Below are 19,133 nucleotides of genomic sequence, written 5' to 3' on the forward strand. Positions count from 1 at the left end.
GTCACCCCGTCACCCCTGACAGATATTCGGGAGTTAAGATGAACAAGACGGTCTATACCTTTGGCGGCGGCGCGGTTCACCAGGATCCGCGGGCCAAGGACAAGACCGTCACCGGCGGCAAGGGCGCCAACCTTGCCGAAATGGCCGGGATCGGCCTGCCGGTCCCGCCGGGCTTTACCATCACCACCGAGGAATGCCTCGCCTACAACGCCGGCGGGCAGACCTTGCAGCCTGGGTTGGCGGAAGAAATCCGCTCCGGCATCGCTCACATCGAACAGGCCACCGGATGCCGCTTCGGTGTTCCGAGATCGGGCGTGCCGCTGCTCGTCTCGGTTCGCTCCGGGGCGCGGGTCTCGATGCCGGGCATGATGGACACCGTGCTCAACCTCGGCCTCGACGAGCGGGCCGTGGAGAGCCTCGCCCAGTCGAGCGGGGACGACCGCTTCGCCTGGGATAGCTATCGCCGCTTCATCCAGATGTACGCCGACGTCGTGATGGGCATCGATCACGGCCTCTTCGAAGAAGCGCTCGAGATCGCCAAGGAAGACCAGGGCGTCCTGCTCGACACCGAGCTTGGCGTGACGGACCTCAAAGCGCTGACCCAACGTTACAAGGCGATCGTCCGCGAGGAGAGCGGGCGCGAGTTTCCCGACGATCCATGGGACCAGTTGCACGGAGCCATCGCCGCGGTGTTCGACAGCTGGGAGTCCGACCGCGCCAAAGTCTACCGCCGCTTGAACGACATCCCGGGCGACTGGGGCACCGCGGTCAACGTGCAGGCGATGGTGTTCGGCAACATGGGTGAGACGAGCGCCACCGGCGTGGCCTTTACCCGCGACCCTTCGACCGGAGAGCGAGCCTACTACGGGGAATGGCTCGTTAATGCTCAGGGCGAGGACGTGGTGGCGGGCATCCGCACCCCGCAATACCTGACCAAGACCGCCCGTGAGCGCGCCGGGGCTTCGGCGCCTTCGATGGAAGAGGCGATGCCCGAGGCTTACGCCGAGCTTGCCCGCGTGTTCGATCTGCTCGAGCGGCATTACCGCGACATGCAGGACATCGAGTTCACCGTGCAGCAGGGCAAGCTGTGGATGCTCCAGACCCGCAGCGGCAAGCGTACCGCCAAGGCGGCCCTGAAGATGGCTGTCGATATGGTCGATGAAGGCCTGATCGACGAGAAGACCGCGATCCTGCGCGTCGATCCGATGGCGCTCGACCAGTTGCTTCACCCAACCTTGGATCCCAACGCTCCGCGCGACGTGATGACGCGGGGCCTTCCGGCGAGCCCAGGCGCTGCGAGTGGTAAAGCGGTGCTCGATGCGGACACGGCGGAAGCATGGCGCGCCCGAGGCGAGAAGGTAATCCTCGTTCGCGTGGAGACCAGTCCGGAGGACATCCACGGCATGCACGCCGCGCAGGGCGTCCTCACGGCGCGCGGGGGCATGACCAGCCACGCGGCGGTAGTGGCGCGGGGCATGGGCCGGCCCTGCGTCTCGGGTGCCTCTGCAGTTTCGATCGACCTTGCAAACCGCAAGCTGCGCATCGGTAGCCGTGAGCTGGTGGAGGGCGACACGCTCACCATCGATGGCGCGACCGGCGAGGTCATGGCCGGCGAAGTTTCGACGATCGAACCCGAGCTTGCCGGTGACTTCGGCACGCTGATGGAATGGGCTGATCGTCACCGGCGGATGAAAGTCCGTACTAACGCCGAAACCCCAACCGATTGTCGCATGGCCCGTCAGTTCGGGGCCGAGGGCATCGGCCTTTGCCGCACCGAGCATATGTTCTTCGACGCCGACCGTATCAGCGCGGTGCGGCAGATGATCCTGGCGGACGACGAAGCCGGACGCCGTCGGGCGCTGGCCAAGCTTCTGCCTGAACAGCGGGCCGACTTCACGGCGATCTTCCGCTCGATGGCGGGGCTTCCCTGTACGATCCGTCTGCTCGACCCGCCGTTGCATGAGTTCCTGCCACAGGAAGAACACGACTTTGCCGAGCTCGCCGAAGCCAGCGGCATCGGGATCGATCACCTCAAGCGTCGGGCCGAAGAACTGCACGAATTCAACCCCATGCTCGGCCATCGCGGCTGTCGCCTGGGCATCACCTTCCCCGAGATTTACGAGATGCAGGCACGGGCGATCTTCGAGGCAGCCTGCGAGGTCGCCGAGGCGAGTGGTGAAGCTGTGGTACCTGAGGTCATGATCCCCTTGGTTGCCACCAAGAAGGAACTGGCAATCCTCAAGGCGCTGGTCGACGCGACGGCGGCCGAGGTTTTTGCCGAGAAGGGTCGCACGCTCGACTACACGGTCGGTACGATGATCGAGCTGCCACGCGCCGCGCTCATGGCGGGCGAGATTGCCGAAGAAGCGAAGTTCTTCTCGTTTGGTACCAATGACCTGACCCAAACGACCCTGGGTGTCAGTCGTGACGACGCGGGACGGTTCCTCGAGGTCTATGTCGCCAAGGGCATATATCCGCGCGATCCGTTCGTAAGCCTCGACATCGACGGGGTGGGCGAACTGGTGAGGCTGGCCGCCGAACGCGGCAGGGCAACGCGAGCGGACCTCAAACTCGGCATCTGCGGTGAGCACGGCGGCGATCCGGCCAGTATTGCCTTCTGCGAAGCGGTGGGTCTCGATTACGTCAGTGCTTCACCGTACCGCGTGCCGATCGCGCGCCTTGCAGCGGCGCAGGCGGCCTTGAAGGACCGCTAGCCCAGGCTCTTCGAGGGATGCCGGCCGCTGAGTGTGACAATTTCAAAGGTCTCTACCACGCGGCCGCTCTCGCCCGCCTCGGCTGCGAAAGCCAACCGAGCCCGCTCAAGACCGGCTTTGCCCAATGCCGGGGCGAGCGAGGCGAGGACATTGCCGAGTCCCTGCGCTCGCAAGTCAGCGGCCATTTGGTCGAGCGAGCGGTAGGACACCGTCAGTGTGCGGCTGTCGGCCACCGGATCGGCCCATCCGGCCCGCTGGAGCAGCTGGGCCCCGGCGCGCACGTCCACTTGGGGATGCAGCCGCGCCGAGGGCCGATCGTCGTCGGCCGCGAGCATGATCCGCCTAAGTGCGGGCAGGCTCCCGGCGCCGACAAAGCTGGCGATGGCCATCCCACCTGGCGCCAGGGCTTTCCGGATATGGATCAAGGCGCCGGGAAGATCGTTCACCGTGTCGAGCGACGACACACTGGCGATAAAATCGAAACCTCCGAGGGCAAAGGGCTGCTCTTCGTCGAACCCGTCGGCGGCGTCGACCTGGCAAACCTCCGTGCCTTGTTGTCGCAAGGTGCGGGCCAACTCGCCAGTCCAGTCCCCCACGACGAGTGCCCGCTTCGGGTCGTGCCGCACGAAAGCAAGCCGCTCCAAGATGTCCCCGACCATGTCCTCGACGACAAACCGCGCGGGGTTCGGTCGCTGCTGGAGATAATGGATACGCCGCCGCGCTGCGATACGTCGCGTGGTGGAGAAGATGGTGGGGGGCGCGCTGGACACGTTCGGCTCCTGCATCGCCCCGCCGCCTCGCGCAAGGCCGCGCTCGGATGAAACTCGCTGCCGCGTTCGGTCCGCTGGTGGATCTCATCTATCCGCCAAGGTGCCCCTCATGTGGCGATGGGATCACCAGCCAAGACGGCCTTTGTCCGGCCTGCTGGGGCGACCTCGTGATACCGGGAGAGCCCGCCTGCCGCAGCTGCCAGCGCCCGTTCGAGAGCGAAGCCACGACGGACGGCCTGATCTGTGCGCCTTGCTTGGCGGAGCCGCCGCGTCACGATGGAATTGCCGCCGGCACCTTGTACAACGACGCGTCGCGCACGCTCGTGCTGGCGTTCAAACATGGGCGAAGACTTGCCCTGGCAAAGATGTTGGCGCGGATGGCGACCGCGCGGCTGCCCGAGCTTGCGGGGCCGTGGCAGGTCATTCCTGTTCCGCTGCATCGTTGGCGATTGTGGCGGCGGGGGTTCAATCAATCCGCGCTGCTGGCGCAGGAGATCGCGCGGCAGCTGGGTCAGGAGCTTGTGGTGGACGGCCTGGTGCGACGAAAACGCACGCCTTCGTTAGGCGGCCTCGGTCGTGGAGCCAGGACTCGAGCCTTGTCCGGGGCAATCGCTGTCAACCCGAGGCGCCGAGCCGGGTTGCAAGGTGCGAACGTCATCCTCGTCGACGATGTCATCACGAGCGGCGCTACGACCAATGCATGCGTTCGCACGCTCAAACATGCCGGGGCCGAGAAGGTGATGATCGCCTGTTTTGCGAGGGTGCTCGACGAAGCACTATAGCCATACGCAAAACGCCCGGGGGTTGGCCCCGGGCGTTCGCGTGACGAAGTTCGCTGGACCGGTTGCCGCATCGCCCCCCAGCGGATGCGTCGGTCCAATCCCTCATGTTCCCGGCCCGCTCTTCGAGCTGTTGCCGAGACCCCCCTTCCTTGGCCCGTTTCACCGGCCTCCGGTCGGTTGCGGCCCGTCAAAGCCGCGGCGACATTCATCCCATCGAAAGGTTCTGATACAAAGGGCCATCGCGGCGCAGCATGGATTTTGGACCATGTCTGTGGTTATCGTGCAACAAGCGTCACTGAGCCCACCTGTTTTTCTTCCACGCGCCAAAAGGATAGTTACGATTTCGAAGCCCGATAACTCCGCCGATATCGAATTGGGTAACGTCTTTCAGCCGAAGTTTGATGCGAACGGTCTGCTGAGCGCTATCGTCCAGGACTCCGCCAGCGGTGAAATCCTGATGTTTGCCTTCATGGATCGCGAAGCGCTCGAGCGTACCCGCGAGACCGGCAAGGCCCACTTTCATTCGCGCAGCCGCGGGCGGCTTTGGATGAAGGGCGAATCGTCTGGGAACGTGCTTCATGTCGATTCGATTCTAGTCGACTGCGACCAGGACGCCCTGGTGCTAAAGGTGCGTCCTGTCGGCCCGGCCTGCCACACGGATGCGCGGAGCTGCTTTTATCGAGCGCTCGAAGGTGAAAGCCTGACTCGCATCGCCGACTGACCGGCGCTAGGCGGCATTCATGTCCAGCTACACTCCGCCCATTCGCGACGTTCGTTTCGTCCTCACCAACCTTCTCGGCATCGAAAGCTATTCATCACTCCCGGCCTTCGCCGCGGTTGATGGGGACCTGATCGATTCGATCATCGAAGAAGCAGGCCGCTTCTGCGCCGAGGTCATTGCGCCGATCAACCAAGTGGGGGATCGGGAGGGTTGTACACGTCATCCCGATGGCACGGTGACGACGCCCCAAGGTTTTCCCGACGCCTATGCCCAATACCGAGACGCAGGCTGGGGCGCCCTTGCGATGCCAGAGGAGTTCGGTGGTCAGGGTCTGCCCCATGTCCTTGGCACCGCGGTAGAAGAGTTCCTCAACTCCTCTTGCCATGCCTTCAATATGTACACCGGCTCGATCATCGGAGCGGTCCTGACACTTGCGGCAAAGGGTTCCGACGAGATCAAGGCGGAATGGCTCCCGAAGATTGTCAGTGGAGAGTGGCTGGCGACAATGGCCCTCACCGAGGCTCAGGCAGGAACCGACCTCGGCCTGCTTCGCACGAAGGCTGAGCCGCGTGACGACGGCACATTTGCCATCACGGGTGAAAAGATTTTCTGCTCCGGCGGAGAGCACGACCTGACGGACAATATCGTTCACCTTGTCCTTGCCAAGTTGCCCGGGGCTCCAGAGGGTTCGCGCGGGATATCGCTGTTCCTGGTCCCGAAAGTGCTACCAAATGGTTCGCGTAATTCCGCTGGCTGTGGAGCCATCGAGCACAAGATGGGCATTCGCGCCAGCGCCACTTGCGTCATGAACTTCGACGGCGCCAAAGGCTGGCTTGTCGGCGCGGAAAACGAAGGTCTGGCCGCCATGTTCATCATGATGAACGCCACGCGGCTCAGCTGCGGTAACCAGGGCCTGGGCCACGCAGAACACGCCTATCAGAAGGCGGTGAGCTATGCCCTGGAGCGGAAGCAGGGCAGGGCGCCTGGGAGCCACGCCGTCGCCGACCCGCTTATGGTCCACCCCGATGTGCGCCGCATGCTTATGGACGCGCGAGCCTTCACTGAGGGGTTTCGTGCCCTGGTACTGTGGACGGCCCTGCAGATCGATCTTTCCCATGGCGCTGCCACTGAGGCCGAGCGGGCCGAAGCCGATGCGCTCGTCGGGCTGCTTACGCCAGTCATCAAAGCCTATGGCACCGACCGCGGGTTCGAGACAGCGGTGGCGATGCAGCAGATTTTCGGTGGCCACGGCTACATAGCTGAATGGGGCATTGAGCAGATCGTGCGCGATGCCCGCGCCGCTATGCTTTACGAGGGCGCGAATGGCGTCCAAGCCCTCGATCTCGCGGGCCGTAAGGTTGCGCGAGACGGTGGTGCAACCCTCGATCGATTCTTGGGCGCGGTTGAGAGTGACTGCGACGGCGCGGACGACGCTCTCGCCTTCTTCTTCGAGCCCCTGCGGGAATCGGTGCAGGAGGTCCGCACGGCGGCGCACGCGCTGATGACGATGGGAAAATCAGATCCCAACAATCTCGGTGCCGGCTCCTACGCGTTCCTGCAGATGATGGGCATGACCGCCATCGGATGGATGTGGTTACGAATGGCCAAGGCCGCGCTGCCCGATAGGGATGAACCCTTCTTCGCGGCGAAGTTAGCGACCGCGCGACACTATGCGCTCCATACCCTGCCTCAAGTCCCGATGCTGCGACGAAAGGTAGAGGCCGGGGCCGCGGTGCTCATGGCGATCCCGGCAGAAGAATTCCTGCGCGGCTAGAACCCGCCGTTTCGCTAAACGAAAACCTCGTCGAATAGCTCGAGCATCGCCGCCCAGCTCTGCCGGTCGGCGCTTGCGTCGTAGTCTGTGGCGGGGTTGTCGTTGGGGGCGGGGTTGGTGAACCCGTGCTTCACCCCACTGTACGAGTGGAAGTGCCAATTGGCCCTGGCTTCGTCCATCTCCTCCCAGAAAGCGATAACCTGACTGCGGGGAACCATCGGATCGGCGTCACCGTGGCAAACCAGGATACGTGCGCTGATGCCGCCGGGCTCGGCCGGAAGACCGGTATCGAGCAAGCCGTGAAAGCTAACTACCGCCTCTAACGGAGCTCCATCGCGGGCCAACTCGAGCGCTGCCTGCCCTCCCATGCAGAAGCCGATCGCGGCGATCGGAAGTCCGCGAGCTTCGGGCTGAGAACAAAGAGCCTTGAGGCCCGCCTTGAGCCGACGACGATAGAGTTGAGGGTCGGGACGGATGTCTGCGGCCGCAGCTCGCGCCTCCTCGAAATTGCGAGGTTGGCTTCCGTAGAAGTCGGCGATCAGCGCGAGGTATCCGGCCTCTGCCAGCGCCAGCGCCTTGGCTTCGACCACGGGCGTCACGTTCATGATCGTGGGAAAGACGAGAATCGCCGCGCGAGGTGTGGCAGCAGGGTGGGCGATCCACCCTTTCAACTGGCTGGCACCATCGAAGTAAGTGAAGGGTTCCAAGCTCATCATTAACCAATAACAAGTGAGTAATGCGGGAGAAAGAGCCGATGTCTTCCCTGCTTTGCTGAAGCAATTGTTGGGATGCGGCGAATTTGATAAAATGACCCTATGCAAGCCATTGGACTTCTCTCCCTGGCCGCTGTCGCCGCCAGCTCTGTCGCGTCTTCACCGACGATGGATCGAACCGGACAATGGTGGATTCGATTTTCGGCGCCACTTAGTGAACTCAATGAGGACACGGCGCAATCCGTCGCAAAGATCCCTCTCAGTCTCGACGCCTTTCCCGGCTCATCACTGATTATATGTTCGACCAAGTCCGTGGCTGAACTAGGCAAGGCCCGTCGGGACAACGTGACCGAGGTACTGACAAGGGCGGGAATCCCCCCCGAGCGCATTCACGACGCTGGAGAATGCGGTCTCGAAGGCGATTCCCGATCTTTCGACAATGCGGAGTCGGTACTGATCATCATGCAGCGCGTCGGCTAGGAGCCAAGTTATTCGGTGGGGAGGAAGTCCGGAACCGAGAGATAGCGTTCGCCCGTGTCGTAGTTGAAACCAAGCACGCGCGTGCCGGCGGGCAAGTCGGCCAGCTTCTGTTGGATCGCTGCAAGCGTTGCGCCCGAACTAATGCCTACAAGCAGACCTTCTTCCCGCGCACATCGGCGAGCCATTTCCTTGGCGTCTTCCGGCTCGACCTGGATGGCACCGTCGATGGCCTGGGTGTGGAGGTTGGCCGGGATGAATCCAGCGCCGATACCCTGGATGGGGTGGGGACCGGGCTGGCCGCCCGATATCACGGGAGAAAGCGTCGGCTCGACCGCATAGGCCTTAAGCTCGGGCCACGCTTTCTTGAGTTGTTCGGCGCAAGCCGTGAGGTGGCCCCCCGTGCCTACACCCGTGATGATAAAGGCTGGAGGGGCATCGGCGAAGTCACGCAGAATCTCCTGTGCAGTCGTTTCGGCATGGACCTTGATGTTGGCGGGGTTCTCGAACTGCTGCGGCATCCAGGCTCCGGGCGTCTCGTCGACGATTTGTTGTGCCCTTTCGAGCGCGCCCTTCATGCCCTTTTCTTTGGGTGTGAGATCGAAGGTCGCGCCATAGGCCAACATCAACCGGCGCCGCTCGAGCGACATCGATTCCGGCATGACCAGGATGAGCTTGTACCCCTTGACCGCGGCCACCATTGCCAAGCCGATGCCCGTGTTGCCGCTGGTGGGTTCGACGATCGTGCCGTCCGGCTTCAAGGCACCGGATTGTTCGGCGGCTTCGACCATGGACAGGGCGATGCGGTCCTTGATCGAACCGCCGGGATTGGCCCGTTCGCTCTTCACCCAGACTTCATGGTCAGGGAACAGCCGCGACAAGCGGATGTGCGGGGTGTTGCCGATGGTTGCGAGGACGTTGTCTGCTTTCATGTGGCGGGTTCCTTGCCGGTCTCTTCGTGCAGAAATGTCGGGGCGAACGTCCTTGCTTTACGCAGCTCAGGAAAGATCCAGGCCCAGATTGCGGTGATTACTATCGCACCGACGCCGCCAAAGGCAACCGCTCCGGCGGCGCCAAGGATCGCAGCTGCCAGGCCCGACTGCAACTCACCCAGTTCGTTGCTGGCCGATACCGCCAGGCCGGAAATGGCGGAAACGCGGCCGCGCATCGTGTCGGGTGTGTTGAGTTGGACGAGCGAATTGCGAATGAACACGGAAATCATATCGGCCGCACCAAGGACGGCCAGGATGCCCATCGAGAGAAAGAAGTTCCGCGACAGGGCGAAGGCTGTGGTCGCGGCACCGAAGACGACCACGGCCCAGAGCATCTTGACCCCGACGTTGTTCGCCAACGGACGCCACGATAGCCATGCGGCCACGAGGGCAGCACCTGCTGCGGGGGCCCCGCGCATCAGGCCAAGGCCTTCGGGTCCGACGTGAAGAATGTCGCGGGCGAATACCGGCAGCATCGCGGTCGCGCCGCCCAGAAGAACCGCGAAAAGGTCGAGCGTGATGCAGCCGAGCAGAAAACGCTCACGACGGACGAAGGCAAACCCGTCGAGGATCTGCCGCAGCGGGTGGGCCGGCGGTCCCTGGTGGACCGCACGAACCGGGCGGACGGTCGAGATGAGCAGGCCCGAAACCAGGAGCAGCCCGGCCGCGATGAAGTACGGCAAGGCTGGCGTATGCGCGAACAAGAAGCCACCGACCGCTGGTCCGGCCACGGTCGCGACTTGCCAAGCTATTGAGCTGAGGGCGATTGCCTTCGGCAGCAGTGCCGGTGGTACGATATTGGGAGCGATCGCGCTCAGCGCCGGTCCGTTGAATACGCGGGCCGAACCATGCGCAGCGGCAAGACCGAATAGAAGCGGGAGACTCAAGGTCTCGGCAGCGGTCGCGAAGGCTAGCGTCAAGGCAATGCCGCAGTCGATCACGTTGGCGAAAAGAACCACTCGCCGCCGGTCAAATCGATCGGCGGCCACGCCGGCCACAGGGGTCAGCAGAAACAGGGGCACGAACTGGGCCGCACCCAACAGGCCCAGCATGAACGCGGCGTCGCGCACACTCATCCCATAATCAGCACGAGCGACGTCGTAAGTCTGGTAGCCGATCAGCACCACCATCGACAAAGTGGCGAAGACGGCAAGGAAGCGGGCCATCCAGAAACGCCGATAGTCGGCGATCTGAAGCGGAGAAGTGGGCTCGACGGGAGACGCAGTCACCCGCGCCCCATGGCAGGAGAGCGCCTGCGCGCCAAGATATTAGCGCTTATCAGCGCTCAAGCGGTCGTTGCCGCGATGAGCTTGGGATGAAAAAAGCGAGGGCGAGCTTAGCCGCGGCGGCGGACGCGAGAATTGGGTTGGATCTGTTCGATCATAGCTACAAAATCGTCGAGCCGCAGAATGCGTTCGAACTGGAAGCCCGCTCGATCGCCGGTCCGCCAGATGCAGTAAGCTTCGATTCGACCGATAACGGGCAGTCGGACGATAACCCGATCACCCCGCGCAGGCGTTGGCGTGTCCGCCTCGATAGCGTCGACCATGAATCCGTGAGCCGAAACGTTGCTGATATGCAGCTTGATGTCGCCGACGGTCCGATGTTCCCCGATTGTCGGGAAATCAACCGAATGCCGCGCCGCGCGACGCATTTCTGGCACAGAAAGCTGGGCTCCGCCTGCCATACCTCTCACTAACCCCTCAATCAGTTGCGACCCAGGGAAGCAAATGCCAGCAAATGCTGGACAAAGGGTAAAGGCGGGGTGCGGAAGTTGCTCAGGCGCCTCGCAAGATCGCGTGGCGCTTGCGACCTAGGCTGAGTTTGCGCTCCTCTCCCACGGGCAACTCGATCAGCAATCCGGGATCCGATTGAGCGATATCGTCTATTCGCACAGCACCCTCCGCGATCTTGCGCTTGGCCTCGCCATTGGACGCGGTGAAGCCCAGCGCGGTGCAGGCTGCTCCGAGGCGAATCCCTTCTCCGCTGACTTCGAGGACCGGCAAGTCCTGCCCCATACCGCCACCAGCGAACGTCGCGGCTGCGGTAGCCTCGGCCGCGCCTGCGGCATCTTCGCCCCGGACCAGCTTGGTCACTTCATTTGCTAGGACGATCTTTGCCTGGTTGATCTCTGCCCCTTCGAGGGCCTCGAGACGGGCGATCTCATCTAGAGGCAGGTCCGTGAACAGGCGCAGAAACCTCCCGACATCGCGGTCGTCAGCGTTGCGCCAGTACTGCCAGAAGTCGTAGCTTGGTAGCTGGTCCTCGTTAAGCCAGACTGCGCCCGCTGCGGTCTTGCCCATCTTCCCACCGTCTGCCGTCGTGAGCAACGGTGTGGTTAGACCGAAGACTTCGACGCCGTCCATCCGGCGGGTGAGCTCCACGCCGTTTACGATATTGCCCCACTGATCCGAGCCGCCCATCTGCAGCCTGACGCGCTGGTCCTTGCACAAGTGGCGGAAGTCGTAACCTTGCAGTATCATGTAGTTGAATTCGAGAAAGGTCATCGGCTGCTCGCGTTCGAGCCGCAAGCGGACCGAGTCGAAGCTCAGCATCCGGTTCACGGTGAAGTGCGTGCCGACTTCCTGCAACAGCTGGATGTAGCCGAGCTGGCCTAGCCAATCGTGATTGTTGACCATGACTGCGTCGGTCGGACCGTCGCCAAATCTCAACAACTTGGCGAAGACGGTGCGGATCGAGGCGATGTTCTCCTCGATCGTCTCGTCGGAGAGCATCTTGCGGCTTTCGTCGCGGCCGGTGGGGTCGCCGATGCGAGTGGTGCCGCCGCCCATCAGGACGACGGGCTTGTGCCCCGCCTGCTGCAACCGGCGCAGCATCATGATCTGCACCAGGCTGCCGACATGGAGCGATGGCGCTGTGGCGTCGAAGCCGATATACCCCGGGACGACTTGCTTCGACGCGAGGGCATCGAGTGCCTCCGCGTCGGTCATCTGGTGGATGTAGCCACGCTCGTCGAGCAGGCGGAGCAGGTCGGACTTGTACTGGCTCATAGCGCTTCCTTGATCGGGGCGGGCGCGTAGCACGGGGTTGAACGCTTGCAAACGCATCTGCTGACCCCGCATCCTTATCATCCTGCTTCAGTCGTGAACCGCATAGAGGCTCGCGTGATAGGATCCGATGCCAATTGGCTGCGGGTCCGCTGGCGGATCGAGGGGGCGCAGGAGCTTGTGGTGCCGTCTTTCGCGGGGAAGGGCAGGGCGGACGGGCTCTGGAACGCGACCTGCTTCGAGCTGTTCCTCAAGCCCGAGGGGCAGAGCTCCTACGTCGAACTGAACCTTTCGCCGTCCGAGCGCTGGAATGCGTATGATTTCGCCGCCTATCGCTGGGGCATGAAGGAGCGGCCGTTCCCGCGCGAGCCCGAGTGCACCATGCGCCAAGGGAGCAGTTTCGCCATCTTCGACGCCGCGATCCCGATCGGCGGACTGCCGACGGTCGAATGCTCCATGGGCATGTGCGCGGTCATCGAAGAGCAGGGCGGGGTGAAGAGCTACTGGGCGCTTGCCCACCCTGAAGGCGCGCCCGACTTCCACTCAGCCGCTTGCTTCACCGCGACGCTTCCGGCACCGGGAGCGGCATGAAGTTCGGGATCGATCGCCTGCTCGCGGAGCAGGAGCTGAAGGCACCTCTGGCAGGCAAGCGAGTCGCGCTGGTCGCGCACCCCGCCTCTGTGACCGCCAACTTGACCCATTCACTAGATGCCCTGGTCGCTGCCGGGATAAACGTGACCGCGGCCTTTGGCCCGCAGCACGGGATCAAAGGCGACAAGCAGGACAACATGGTCGAGACCGTCGACGAGACGGACGCGCGCTACGGCATTCCGCTGTTCAGCCTCTACGGAGAAGTCCGCCGGCCGACCGGACAGATGATGAGCTCTGCCGACGTATTTCTGTTCGACCTGCAGGACCTCGGCTGCCGCATCTACACCTTCTGCACGACCCTGCTGTACCTGCTCGAAGAGGCGGCCCGGTACGGCAAGGAAGTCTGGGTATTGGATCGTCCCAACCCGGCGGGACGTCCGGTCGAGGGCACGCTGCTCATTCCGGGGCAGGAGAGTTTCGTGGGCGCCGGGCCCATGCCCATGCGGCACGGGCTGACCATGGGCGAGATGGGGCATTGGTTCATTCATCGCTTCGGGCTCGACGTGGAATATCGCGTGATCGAGATGCACGACTGGCTGCCCGAGGCCGGCCCCGGCTTCGGCTGGCCCGAAAGCCGCGTCTGGATCAACCCGAGCCCGAACGCGGCCAGTCTCAACATGGCCCGGGCCTATGCAGGCACGGTCATGCTCGAGGGCACGACGCTGAGCGAGGGGCGCGGCACGACCCGTCCGCTGGAAGTGCTGTTCGGTGCGCCGGATGTCGACGCCTCGGCGGTTCTGGCGGAAATGAATCGCGTGGCGCCGGAGTGGATGGGGGGCTGCGCGATCCGTGAATGCTGGTTTACCCCGACTTTCCACAAATACGCAGGAGAGCTGTGTAACGCCTTGATGATCCATGCCGAAGGCGGGTTTTACCGGCACGAGACGTTCCACCCCTGGCGATTGCAGGCCCTAGCCTTCAAGGCCATCCGAAACCTCTATCCCGATTACGAGCTTTGGCGGGACTTTCCCTATGAGTACGAGTTCGAACGCCTGGCGATCGACGTGATCAATGGCGGCCACGCACTGCGCGAATGGGTTGATGACGCCGCCGCAAGACCCGGCGACCTCGACGCCTTGACGAGCGCTGACGAGGCCGAATGGCGCGAGGACGTGAAAGAGCTGCTGCTCTATTGAGCGGCGGGCGCTCTACCGAAGCGGGCGCACCTGCGCTGGTTCGTTGATCGTCGGCACCGGGCGGACATCGCTGGTGTCGTTGCGCATGACCAGGACCGAGCAGCCGTCGATCTTGTGGTCGACCGCCGCGATCAGCATTCCTTCCTCAGCTTTGTCGGCGTCCCGCTGGAGCGCTGGTTGGCCCCGTTCCTGACGGACCAGTTCTATACGGCCAATGCAACTATCGGCCTTTGTGTTGGCCAGGGCGTGCTTAGCGCCGGGCACCGGCGCCAGCGGGACTTCGTTCGGCGCTACGGCGCCGGTGGTGAGTGCGAGTGCGAGAAGGGCAATGGCAGTACGCAACAGGTCCTCTCCTTTTGACGTCCTTGTATCACGATTCCGCCGTCTTCAAAATCCCGGAACCGCTGCTAAGCCCTGTCGAAACATGAGGAGAGACGGATGCTCAAACTGTACAGCTTCGGACCGGGTGCAAACTCGCTCAAGCCCATGCTCACGTTGTTCGAGAAGGGCCTCGAGTATGAGCAACACCTGTTGAACCCGGCGAAGTTCGAGCATCATTCGGATTGGTACAAGGCCCTCAACCCGCGCGGACAAGTGCCGGCGCTTGACGACGACGGGCGCATCGTCACCGAGAGCACGGTGATCTGCGAATATCTGGAGGACGCCCACCCAACAGCGGTGAAGCTGCGTCCCGACGACCCTTACGACCGCGCCCAAATGCGAGTCTGGACCAAATGGGTCGACGAATATTTCTGCTGGTGCGTCTCGACTATCGGCTGGCATCGCGGCGTCAAGTTCATGGCTCAACAATTGTCCGACGCTGAGTTCGAAGAGCACCTGAAGAAGATTCCGATCCCCGAACAGCAGGTGAAGTGGCGCCGGGCCCGCGAGGGATTTCCGCAGGACCTGCTCGACGAGGAAATGCGCAAGATCGGCGTCTCGGTCCGCAAGCTCGACGATCATCTGGCCCATAACGAATGGCTCGCCGGTGGCATGTTTTCCCTCGCCGATATCTGCAATTTCGCGATCGCCAACGGCATGGAACTGGGCTTCGCCGAACAGGTGAACAAGCAGGACACGCCGCACCTCGTCCGCTGGATCGAGCAGATCAACGCCCGCCCGAAAGTGCAGGCCATGTTCGCAGCGATACCGCGCGAGCGCCTGGGGCCGCCGAAAGACGGCTGAGGTCTTCTTTGCGGTAACGGACTGGCAAGGGCTTCTTGGTTAATGGCTGGCCATGAAGTGGGAGTTTTTACGCAAGGCAGAGTGGCTGGATAGGTCGCGGGCGACCGCCTACCTGGGCATTCTGGCGGCCATCAATATCACGTCGCTTGTGGCGTTGGTGTTGACGTCGCACGGCGGCGTTGATCGCAACGGCTCCCTGCTGGGGACTGATTTCTTGAGCTTCTGGGCGACGGGACAGATGCTCCACCAGGGGGCGCCGGTCTACGACGCCGCGGCCCACATCGCCGCGCAGCGGGCGTTCTATGCCCCGGAAGAGGGCTACATGGCCTTCTTCTATCCTCCGTCGTTCCTGCCATTCTGCTGGCCGCTGGGTCTTCTCGGCTACTTCCCGGCACTCGCCATATGGCTGCTGGCAACGGGTGCCTTCTACGCCTTTGCGGTGCGCAAATGGCTTGGCGCGCTGTCGCTCGATAGGCCCGTCTGGCTGCTGCTCGCCGCCTTTCCTCCGGTTTTGCTCACCGTAACCCATGGACAGAGCTCATTATTGGTGGCGGCGCTGCTCGGACTCGGCGCTCTCCTGGTCCCTCGGGCGCCGGTACTGGCCGGAGTGCTGTTGGGCTTGGCGACGATCAAGCCGCAGTTCGGCCTCCTGTTCCCTTTGGCGCTACTCCTGACGCGCGAATGGCGCGTCATCATCGCCGCTGGGGTGACGGCAGTAGGTCTGGCCGTGATGAGCGCTGTGATCTTCGGTGTCGACATCTGGGGGGACTGGTACCTCGCGAGCGGTCGGGCCCAATCAGCGCTGGTTGCGGGCGAAGTCGCCTACGCCAAGATGATGAGCCCCTTGGCGGCGCTGAAGTTGTTGGGAGCGCCTGACAGTGCAGCTTTCGCGGTGCAGGCCATAGTCGCGCTCTCGGTGGCCGCCGCCGTGGCATGGGCCGCGTGGGGACGGCGTTGGAGCATCGATCTTGCGGCGCTGGTTCTGGCGGGGGCGCCCCTCGCTACGCCTTTCGTGCTCGATTATGACATGGTCCTGTTGGCCTTCCCGTTGATCTACCTCGCGGCGACGGGCTTCCGGAATTGGGAGAGGCTGGCGTTGGTGCTCGGCTTCGCTGGAGCAGCGCTGGCCAGGCCGCTGGGCGTCTACGGAGGGATACCGGTGATGCCCTTTATTGCCGGACTGCTCTTCGTGGTCCTCGCGCGGCGGATCATTGTTCCAATCGCAGTCTCGGGATCTGCCCCGGGCGAATAGCCTTAACGCTCCGCTAACCAAACCGATGGTACCGCTATCTCAAAGATAGATGGGGTTGGGGGTTAGAATGCTGCATGAGTCCATCAGCGCGCCCGATAGCGGTGCGATTGAAGGCATTTCCGAGGCGTGCGGAGAAGTCACCGTCGGTTGTTCCGACGTGTCCGGCCTTATACAGTCGGTCATCGCCTCGTCAGAGCGGCTGCGGGCCGAGCATTCTGCCTTGCTCGGCACTGTCGAAAATCTCAACTCCGACCAGGATCAGGTTGCGCAGGCCTGTGACGAATCCCGCCTGTTGTCCCAGCGGGCCATCGATCAGCTCGGCGAAGGCACCGGCCACATCCGCTCTTCGCTCGCCGAGATCGGCAATCTGCTCCAACTGGTCGACAAGCTCACGCATCACGTAACCGGTTTCGCGGCGGCGATGGAGCAGGTGCGCCGGTGTTCGCAGGACATCGACAAGCTCGCCCAGACCACCAACATCCTCGCGCTCAACGCCACGATCGAAGCGGCTCGGGCCGGCGCGGCGGGACGCACGTTTGCCGTTGTGGCCGGCGAGGTGAAAAGCCTGGCCAATGATACCCGCGTCGCTACCGACGAGATCATGCGCACTATCGACGCCCTCGGCGTCGAGGCCGAACAGGTCATCGTCGAGATAGAGAAGGGCGTGAAAGTCCGCGACGATGCGCGCAACTCGGTGGCCAGGATCGAAGACACCCTCATCAGCGTCAGCGAAGTCGTGACCGAGGTGGATCGGCAGAACGACCAGATTTCCCGCGCCACAGGCGCGATCAGCGGCCATGTCGAGTTGCTTCAGCAAGTGCTGGCCTCGTTCAACGAGGCGGCGAAGGACAACGAGGGGAAGCTCGGCAGCGCGCAACATCGCATGGGCGACCTAGAGGAAATGGCGAGCGTGATGTTCGACCGGATCGTCCATGCCGGCCTTGCTCCGCAGGACAGCGAGATGGTTGCGCGCGCAAAAGAGGCTGCCGATGAAGTCGTTACGCTGGCAAAGGAAGCGCTTTCGAGCGGAAAGCTTAGCGAGGCCGCCCTGTTCGACGACAACTATGTCGAAGTGGCCGGGACCAATCCGCAGCTCTTCCGTAACAAGTTCTGCGACTGGGCGGACGCCAACTGGCGTCCAGTGCTCGACCGGATCAAGGCTTCGGACACGCGCATCGTCGCGACGGTCTGCGATGACCGCAATGGCTTCCTGCCGACCCACCTTTCGGATCGTTCGCGCAAGCCGACCGGCGATTACCAGCACGATCTGCAGTATTGCCGCAACGGTCGCATCATCTTCAACGCCATCGACAGGCGCATCAAGAAGAGCGCGGCGAACTTCTCGATGGCGGTCTACCGTTACGAAGGCGACGGCAAGCAGTACCGCGTCGTTCGCCTCGCCAGCGTTCCGATCGTGATCAACGGTCGGCGCTGGGGCGACTACGAGATCTCCTACGCTCTGTGATGGGGACTGACCCGCACCTTTGATTTCCGCGGTGCAGCATTGGTGTTGCATTGCATGATGCAGTGCGGCATCGTCGACATCCTATGGGGGAATTAGCAGTTTCGATCCGACCTGAGATCGAGGACCTTCTCGCGCAACTGGGTGAGCAGGCCGGCGATATTTCGGTCCAGTGCAGCGATACCGGCGGTATCGTGGGCAAGCTCAATCGCCAGATCTCGGCAGAAGCCGTGCGGCTTGACCATCTCGTCGAAGCGATGGCTTCGCTCAATGGGAGCCAAGCGGAGAGCCGGGGGGCGACCGAAGAGCTGCTACAAACCGCGACGGTGGCGTTCGATGTGCTCGAGCGCGGTAACAAGGTCGCGCAAGTCTCCCTCAACGAGGTTTCGAAACTCGTAAGCGACGTGACGGGCATTGACGGGCAGCTCCAGGGTTTCCTCGAAACACTCGGTACGATCGGCAATGTCACCCGGACGCTCAACCAGCTGGCCGAACAGACCGAATTGCTCAGTTTCAATGCGCGGATCGAGGCAGCGCGCGGTGGCGAAGCGACGCGGCCGTTCGAGGTGCTGGCGACGGAGATACGCCGGCTGGCGCACACTACCTCGGACTCCTCGACCCAGGTTGGGCGCAGTATTACCCGCCTGGAGCAATCGGCCGGAACGCTGATCGGCTCGCTCAAGGCCAATATCGCCAGCGGCCGCGAGACGACCCGTCACATCGAGGCGCTCAGCGAATCCCTGTCCGAAATGGCTGCTTTGGTGCACCAGTTCCGCGACCGCTCCCTGGCGATCGCCGCCAGCAACAAGCGCGCCGAGATCGATGTGGCGACGCTCGACGCGGGCCTCGTCGAGTTCGGAGAGGTTGCCGCGGAAAGCGCGCTTAGGGCCAAGCAAGCCTGCGAACAGCTCGACGATCTAGAGACCCGCGCCAACGACATGCTCAACCAGGTCGCCCACGGCGGCATCGAGACCCGCAACACGCCGCTGATCGACTTTGCCCTCACCGGTGCGCGCGAAGTCACCGAACTGATCGAGCGGCACCTCGGGACCGCCGAACTGCGTGAAGCCGCGCTGTTCGACACACACTACGTCCCGCGGCCAGGCACCGATCCGGTGCAGTACGATAACGCCTTCGCCGACTTTGCCGACAAGCACGTCCGGCCCCTGCTCGACAATCACACCCGGCTCCAGCGCGCTGTCGTCGGATGCTGCCTGATCGACATGAACGGCTACCTGCCGACCCACATTACCGAGCGCAGCCAGGGCCAGATCCCCGGCCAGCGCCTGCGTAACCTGGAGTTCGCCCGCAACCGCCAGATTTTCATGGACAATCAGACCCGCCGGGCCCTCGACGGGGAGGGGGAGTTCTTCCTTTTCGCCTATCGCCAGGACCTCGGCGACGGACGGTTTCGCGCGCTACGCAGCGTGTTCGTCCCGCTCACCTTCGCAGGCCGCCGCTGGGGCCTCTACGAGGTCGGGTTCCTGCTCTAGCGC

At 63.2% G+C, this 19,133-nt stretch carries 18 protein-coding genes; 12 read left to right on the plus strand and 6 right to left on the minus strand.

The annotated features are described in order from the left end of the window. The first annotated feature begins 38 nt into the window (after nucleotides 1-38). Nucleotides 39-2,714, plus strand: coding sequence for a pyruvate, phosphate dikinase (gene ppdK / locus KK137_RS05010; RefSeq protein ID WP_214535018.1), 2,676 nt, complete (start codon nucleotides 39-41; stop codon nucleotides 2,712-2,714). Here the strand turns inward: ppdK and KK137_RS05015 are convergent. After that, nucleotides 2,711-3,499 carry a class I SAM-dependent methyltransferase gene (locus tag KK137_RS05015; RefSeq protein ID WP_214535019.1) on the minus strand — a complete coding sequence of 263 codons (789 nt, stop codon included), beginning with the start codon at nucleotides 3,497-3,499 and terminating at the stop codon, nucleotides 2,711-2,713. The two genes, ppdK and KK137_RS05015, sit on opposite strands and share 4 nt — an antisense overlap. A 32-nt stretch (nucleotides 3,500-3,531) precedes the next feature. Here KK137_RS05015 and KK137_RS05020 point away from each other — a divergent pair, with 32 nt between their 5' ends. From KK137_RS05020 to KK137_RS05030, 3 genes are all read left to right on the plus strand, one after another. Then, nucleotides 3,532-4,266 (plus strand): ComF family protein, encoded by a 735-nt coding sequence (locus tag KK137_RS05020; RefSeq protein ID WP_214535020.1) that lies wholly within the window; start codon nucleotides 3,532-3,534, stop codon nucleotides 4,264-4,266. A gap of 373 nt (nucleotides 4,267-4,639) precedes the next feature. Then, nucleotides 4,640-4,987 carry a phosphoribosyl-AMP cyclohydrolase gene (gene hisI, locus KK137_RS05025; RefSeq protein ID WP_250893585.1) on the plus strand — a complete coding sequence of 116 codons (348 nt, stop codon included), beginning with the start codon at nucleotides 4,640-4,642 and terminating at the stop codon, nucleotides 4,985-4,987. 19 nt (nucleotides 4,988-5,006) lie between these two features. After that, the gene (locus KK137_RS05030) at nucleotides 5,007-6,761 is read left to right on the plus strand and encodes an acyl-CoA dehydrogenase (RefSeq protein ID WP_214535022.1); all 1,755 of its coding nucleotides are present in this window, start codon (nucleotides 5,007-5,009) and stop codon (nucleotides 6,759-6,761) included. A 14-nt stretch (nucleotides 6,762-6,775) separates the two neighbouring features. On the opposite strand, the gene KK137_RS05035 is transcribed toward KK137_RS05030, so the two are convergent. Then, nucleotides 6,776-7,474, minus strand: coding sequence for a dienelactone hydrolase family protein (locus tag KK137_RS05035; RefSeq protein WP_338027978.1), 699 nt, complete (start codon nucleotides 7,472-7,474; stop codon nucleotides 6,776-6,778). Nucleotides 7,475-7,786: 312 nt separating this feature from the next. Between KK137_RS05035 and KK137_RS05040 the strand changes: the two genes are divergently transcribed. Continuing rightward, a complete protein-coding gene (locus KK137_RS05040; protein WP_214535028.1) occupies nucleotides 7,787-7,954 on the plus strand; it encodes a hypothetical protein in 168 nt (55 codons plus the stop codon). An 8-nt stretch (nucleotides 7,955-7,962) separates the two neighbouring features. Here KK137_RS05040 and cysK read toward each other — a convergent pair whose 3' ends face one another. Together cysK and KK137_RS05050 are read right to left on the minus strand one after the other, a co-directional pair. Continuing rightward, nucleotides 7,963-8,883, minus strand: a complete 921-nt coding sequence (cysK, locus tag KK137_RS05045) for a cysteine synthase A (RefSeq protein WP_214535030.1) — start codon at nucleotides 8,881-8,883, stop codon at nucleotides 7,963-7,965. Then, nucleotides 8,880-10,172: an MFS transporter gene (locus KK137_RS05050; protein WP_338027979.1), complete on the minus strand. Its 1,293-nt coding sequence runs from the start codon at nucleotides 10,170-10,172 to the stop codon at nucleotides 8,880-8,882. The genes cysK and KK137_RS05050 overlap by 4 nt, the downstream gene beginning before the upstream one ends. Nucleotides 10,173-10,258: 86 nt before the next feature. Between KK137_RS05050 and KK137_RS16810 the strand changes: the two genes are divergently transcribed. Further along, a complete protein-coding gene (locus tag KK137_RS16810; RefSeq protein WP_214535032.1) occupies nucleotides 10,259-10,642 on the plus strand; it encodes a hypothetical protein in 384 nt (127 codons plus the stop codon). 79 nt (nucleotides 10,643-10,721) lie between these two features. Here the strand turns inward: KK137_RS16810 and tyrS are convergent, their stop codons facing one another. After that, on the minus strand, nucleotides 10,722-11,954 hold the full coding sequence (gene tyrS, locus KK137_RS05060; protein ID WP_214535034.1) for a tyrosine--tRNA ligase: 1,233 nt from the start codon (nucleotides 11,952-11,954) through the stop codon (nucleotides 10,722-10,724). A 114-nt stretch (nucleotides 11,955-12,068) separates the two neighbouring features. Here tyrS and KK137_RS05065 point away from each other — a divergent pair, with 114 nt between their 5' ends. Both KK137_RS05065 and KK137_RS05070 read left to right on the plus strand, forming a co-directional pair. Continuing rightward, entirely contained in the window at nucleotides 12,069-12,542 is a 474-nt protein-coding gene (locus KK137_RS05065) for a DOMON-like domain-containing protein (protein WP_338027980.1), read from the plus strand. Then, a complete protein-coding gene (locus tag KK137_RS05070; protein ID WP_214535037.1) occupies nucleotides 12,539-13,738 on the plus strand; it encodes an exo-beta-N-acetylmuramidase NamZ family protein in 1,200 nt (399 codons plus the stop codon). The genes KK137_RS05065 and KK137_RS05070 overlap by 4 nt, the downstream gene beginning before the upstream one ends. A gap of 12 nt (nucleotides 13,739-13,750) precedes the next feature. On the opposite strand, the gene KK137_RS05075 is transcribed toward KK137_RS05070, so the two are convergent. Further along, on the minus strand, nucleotides 13,751-14,080 hold the full coding sequence (locus KK137_RS05075) for a hypothetical protein (RefSeq protein ID WP_214535038.1): 330 nt from the start codon (nucleotides 14,078-14,080) through the stop codon (nucleotides 13,751-13,753). 96 nt (nucleotides 14,081-14,176) lie between these two features. On the opposite strand from KK137_RS05075, the gene KK137_RS05080 reads away from it, so the two are divergent. The 4 genes from KK137_RS05080 to KK137_RS05095 all read left to right on the plus strand — a co-directional run bounded on the left by KK137_RS05080 (nucleotide 14,177) and on the right by KK137_RS05095 (nucleotide 19,130). Beyond that, nucleotides 14,177-14,923, plus strand: a complete 747-nt coding sequence (locus KK137_RS05080; RefSeq protein WP_214535039.1) for a glutathione S-transferase family protein — start codon at nucleotides 14,177-14,179, stop codon at nucleotides 14,921-14,923. Between the two features lie 52 nt (nucleotides 14,924-14,975). Continuing rightward, nucleotides 14,976-16,175, plus strand: a complete 1,200-nt coding sequence (locus KK137_RS05085) for a glycosyltransferase family 87 protein (RefSeq protein ID WP_214535040.1) — start codon at nucleotides 14,976-14,978, stop codon at nucleotides 16,173-16,175. A gap of 67 nt (nucleotides 16,176-16,242) precedes the next feature. After that, nucleotides 16,243-17,640: a methyl-accepting chemotaxis protein gene (locus KK137_RS05090; protein ID WP_214535041.1), complete on the plus strand. Its 1,398-nt coding sequence runs from the start codon at nucleotides 16,243-16,245 to the stop codon at nucleotides 17,638-17,640. Between the two features lie 83 nt (nucleotides 17,641-17,723). Beyond that, nucleotides 17,724-19,130, plus strand: coding sequence for a methyl-accepting chemotaxis protein (locus KK137_RS05095; protein WP_214535042.1), 1,407 nt, complete (start codon nucleotides 17,724-17,726; stop codon nucleotides 19,128-19,130). The last annotated feature ends 3 nt before the right edge of the window (nucleotides 19,131-19,133 follow it).

The sequence above is a fragment of the Croceibacterium selenioxidans genome (assembly GCF_018599195.1).
GTDB lineage: Bacteria > Pseudomonadota > Alphaproteobacteria > Sphingomonadales > Sphingomonadaceae > Croceibacterium_A > Croceibacterium_A selenioxidans.

Excerpts from the sequence above, each read along its gene's own strand:
- ppdK (WP_214535018.1), top strand. The coding sequence starts at position 39 with ATGAACAAGACGGTCTATACCTTTGGCGGCGGCGCGGTTCACCAGGAT.
- KK137_RS05015 (WP_214535019.1), bottom strand. The coding sequence starts at position 3,499 with ATGCAGGAGCCGAACGTGTCCAGCGCGCCCCCCACCATCTTCTCCACC.
- KK137_RS05020 (WP_214535020.1), top strand. The coding sequence starts at position 3,532 with ATGAAACTCGCTGCCGCGTTCGGTCCGCTGGTGGATCTCATCTATCCG.
- KK137_RS05030 (WP_214535022.1), top strand. The coding sequence starts at position 5,007 with ATGTCCAGCTACACTCCGCCCATTCGCGACGTTCGTTTCGTCCTCACC.
- KK137_RS05035 (WP_338027978.1), bottom strand. The coding sequence starts at position 7,474 with ATGAGCTTGGAACCCTTCACTTACTTCGATGGTGCCAGCCAGTTGAAA.
- cysK (WP_214535030.1), bottom strand. The coding sequence starts at position 8,883 with ATGAAAGCAGACAACGTCCTCGCAACCATCGGCAACACCCCGCACATC.
- KK137_RS16810 (WP_214535032.1), top strand. The coding sequence starts at position 10,259 with ATGAAAAAAGCGAGGGCGAGCTTAGCCGCGGCGGCGGACGCGAGAATT.
- tyrS (WP_214535034.1), bottom strand. The coding sequence starts at position 11,954 with ATGAGCCAGTACAAGTCCGACCTGCTCCGCCTGCTCGACGAGCGTGGC.
- KK137_RS05070 (WP_214535037.1), top strand. The coding sequence starts at position 12,539 with ATGAAGTTCGGGATCGATCGCCTGCTCGCGGAGCAGGAGCTGAAGGCA.
- KK137_RS05080 (WP_214535039.1), top strand. The coding sequence starts at position 14,177 with ATGCTCAAACTGTACAGCTTCGGACCGGGTGCAAACTCGCTCAAGCCC.
- KK137_RS05085 (WP_214535040.1), top strand. The coding sequence starts at position 14,976 with ATGAAGTGGGAGTTTTTACGCAAGGCAGAGTGGCTGGATAGGTCGCGG.
- KK137_RS05090 (WP_214535041.1), top strand. The coding sequence starts at position 16,243 with ATGCTGCATGAGTCCATCAGCGCGCCCGATAGCGGTGCGATTGAAGGC.
- KK137_RS05095 (WP_214535042.1), top strand. The coding sequence starts at position 17,724 with ATGGGGGAATTAGCAGTTTCGATCCGACCTGAGATCGAGGACCTTCTC.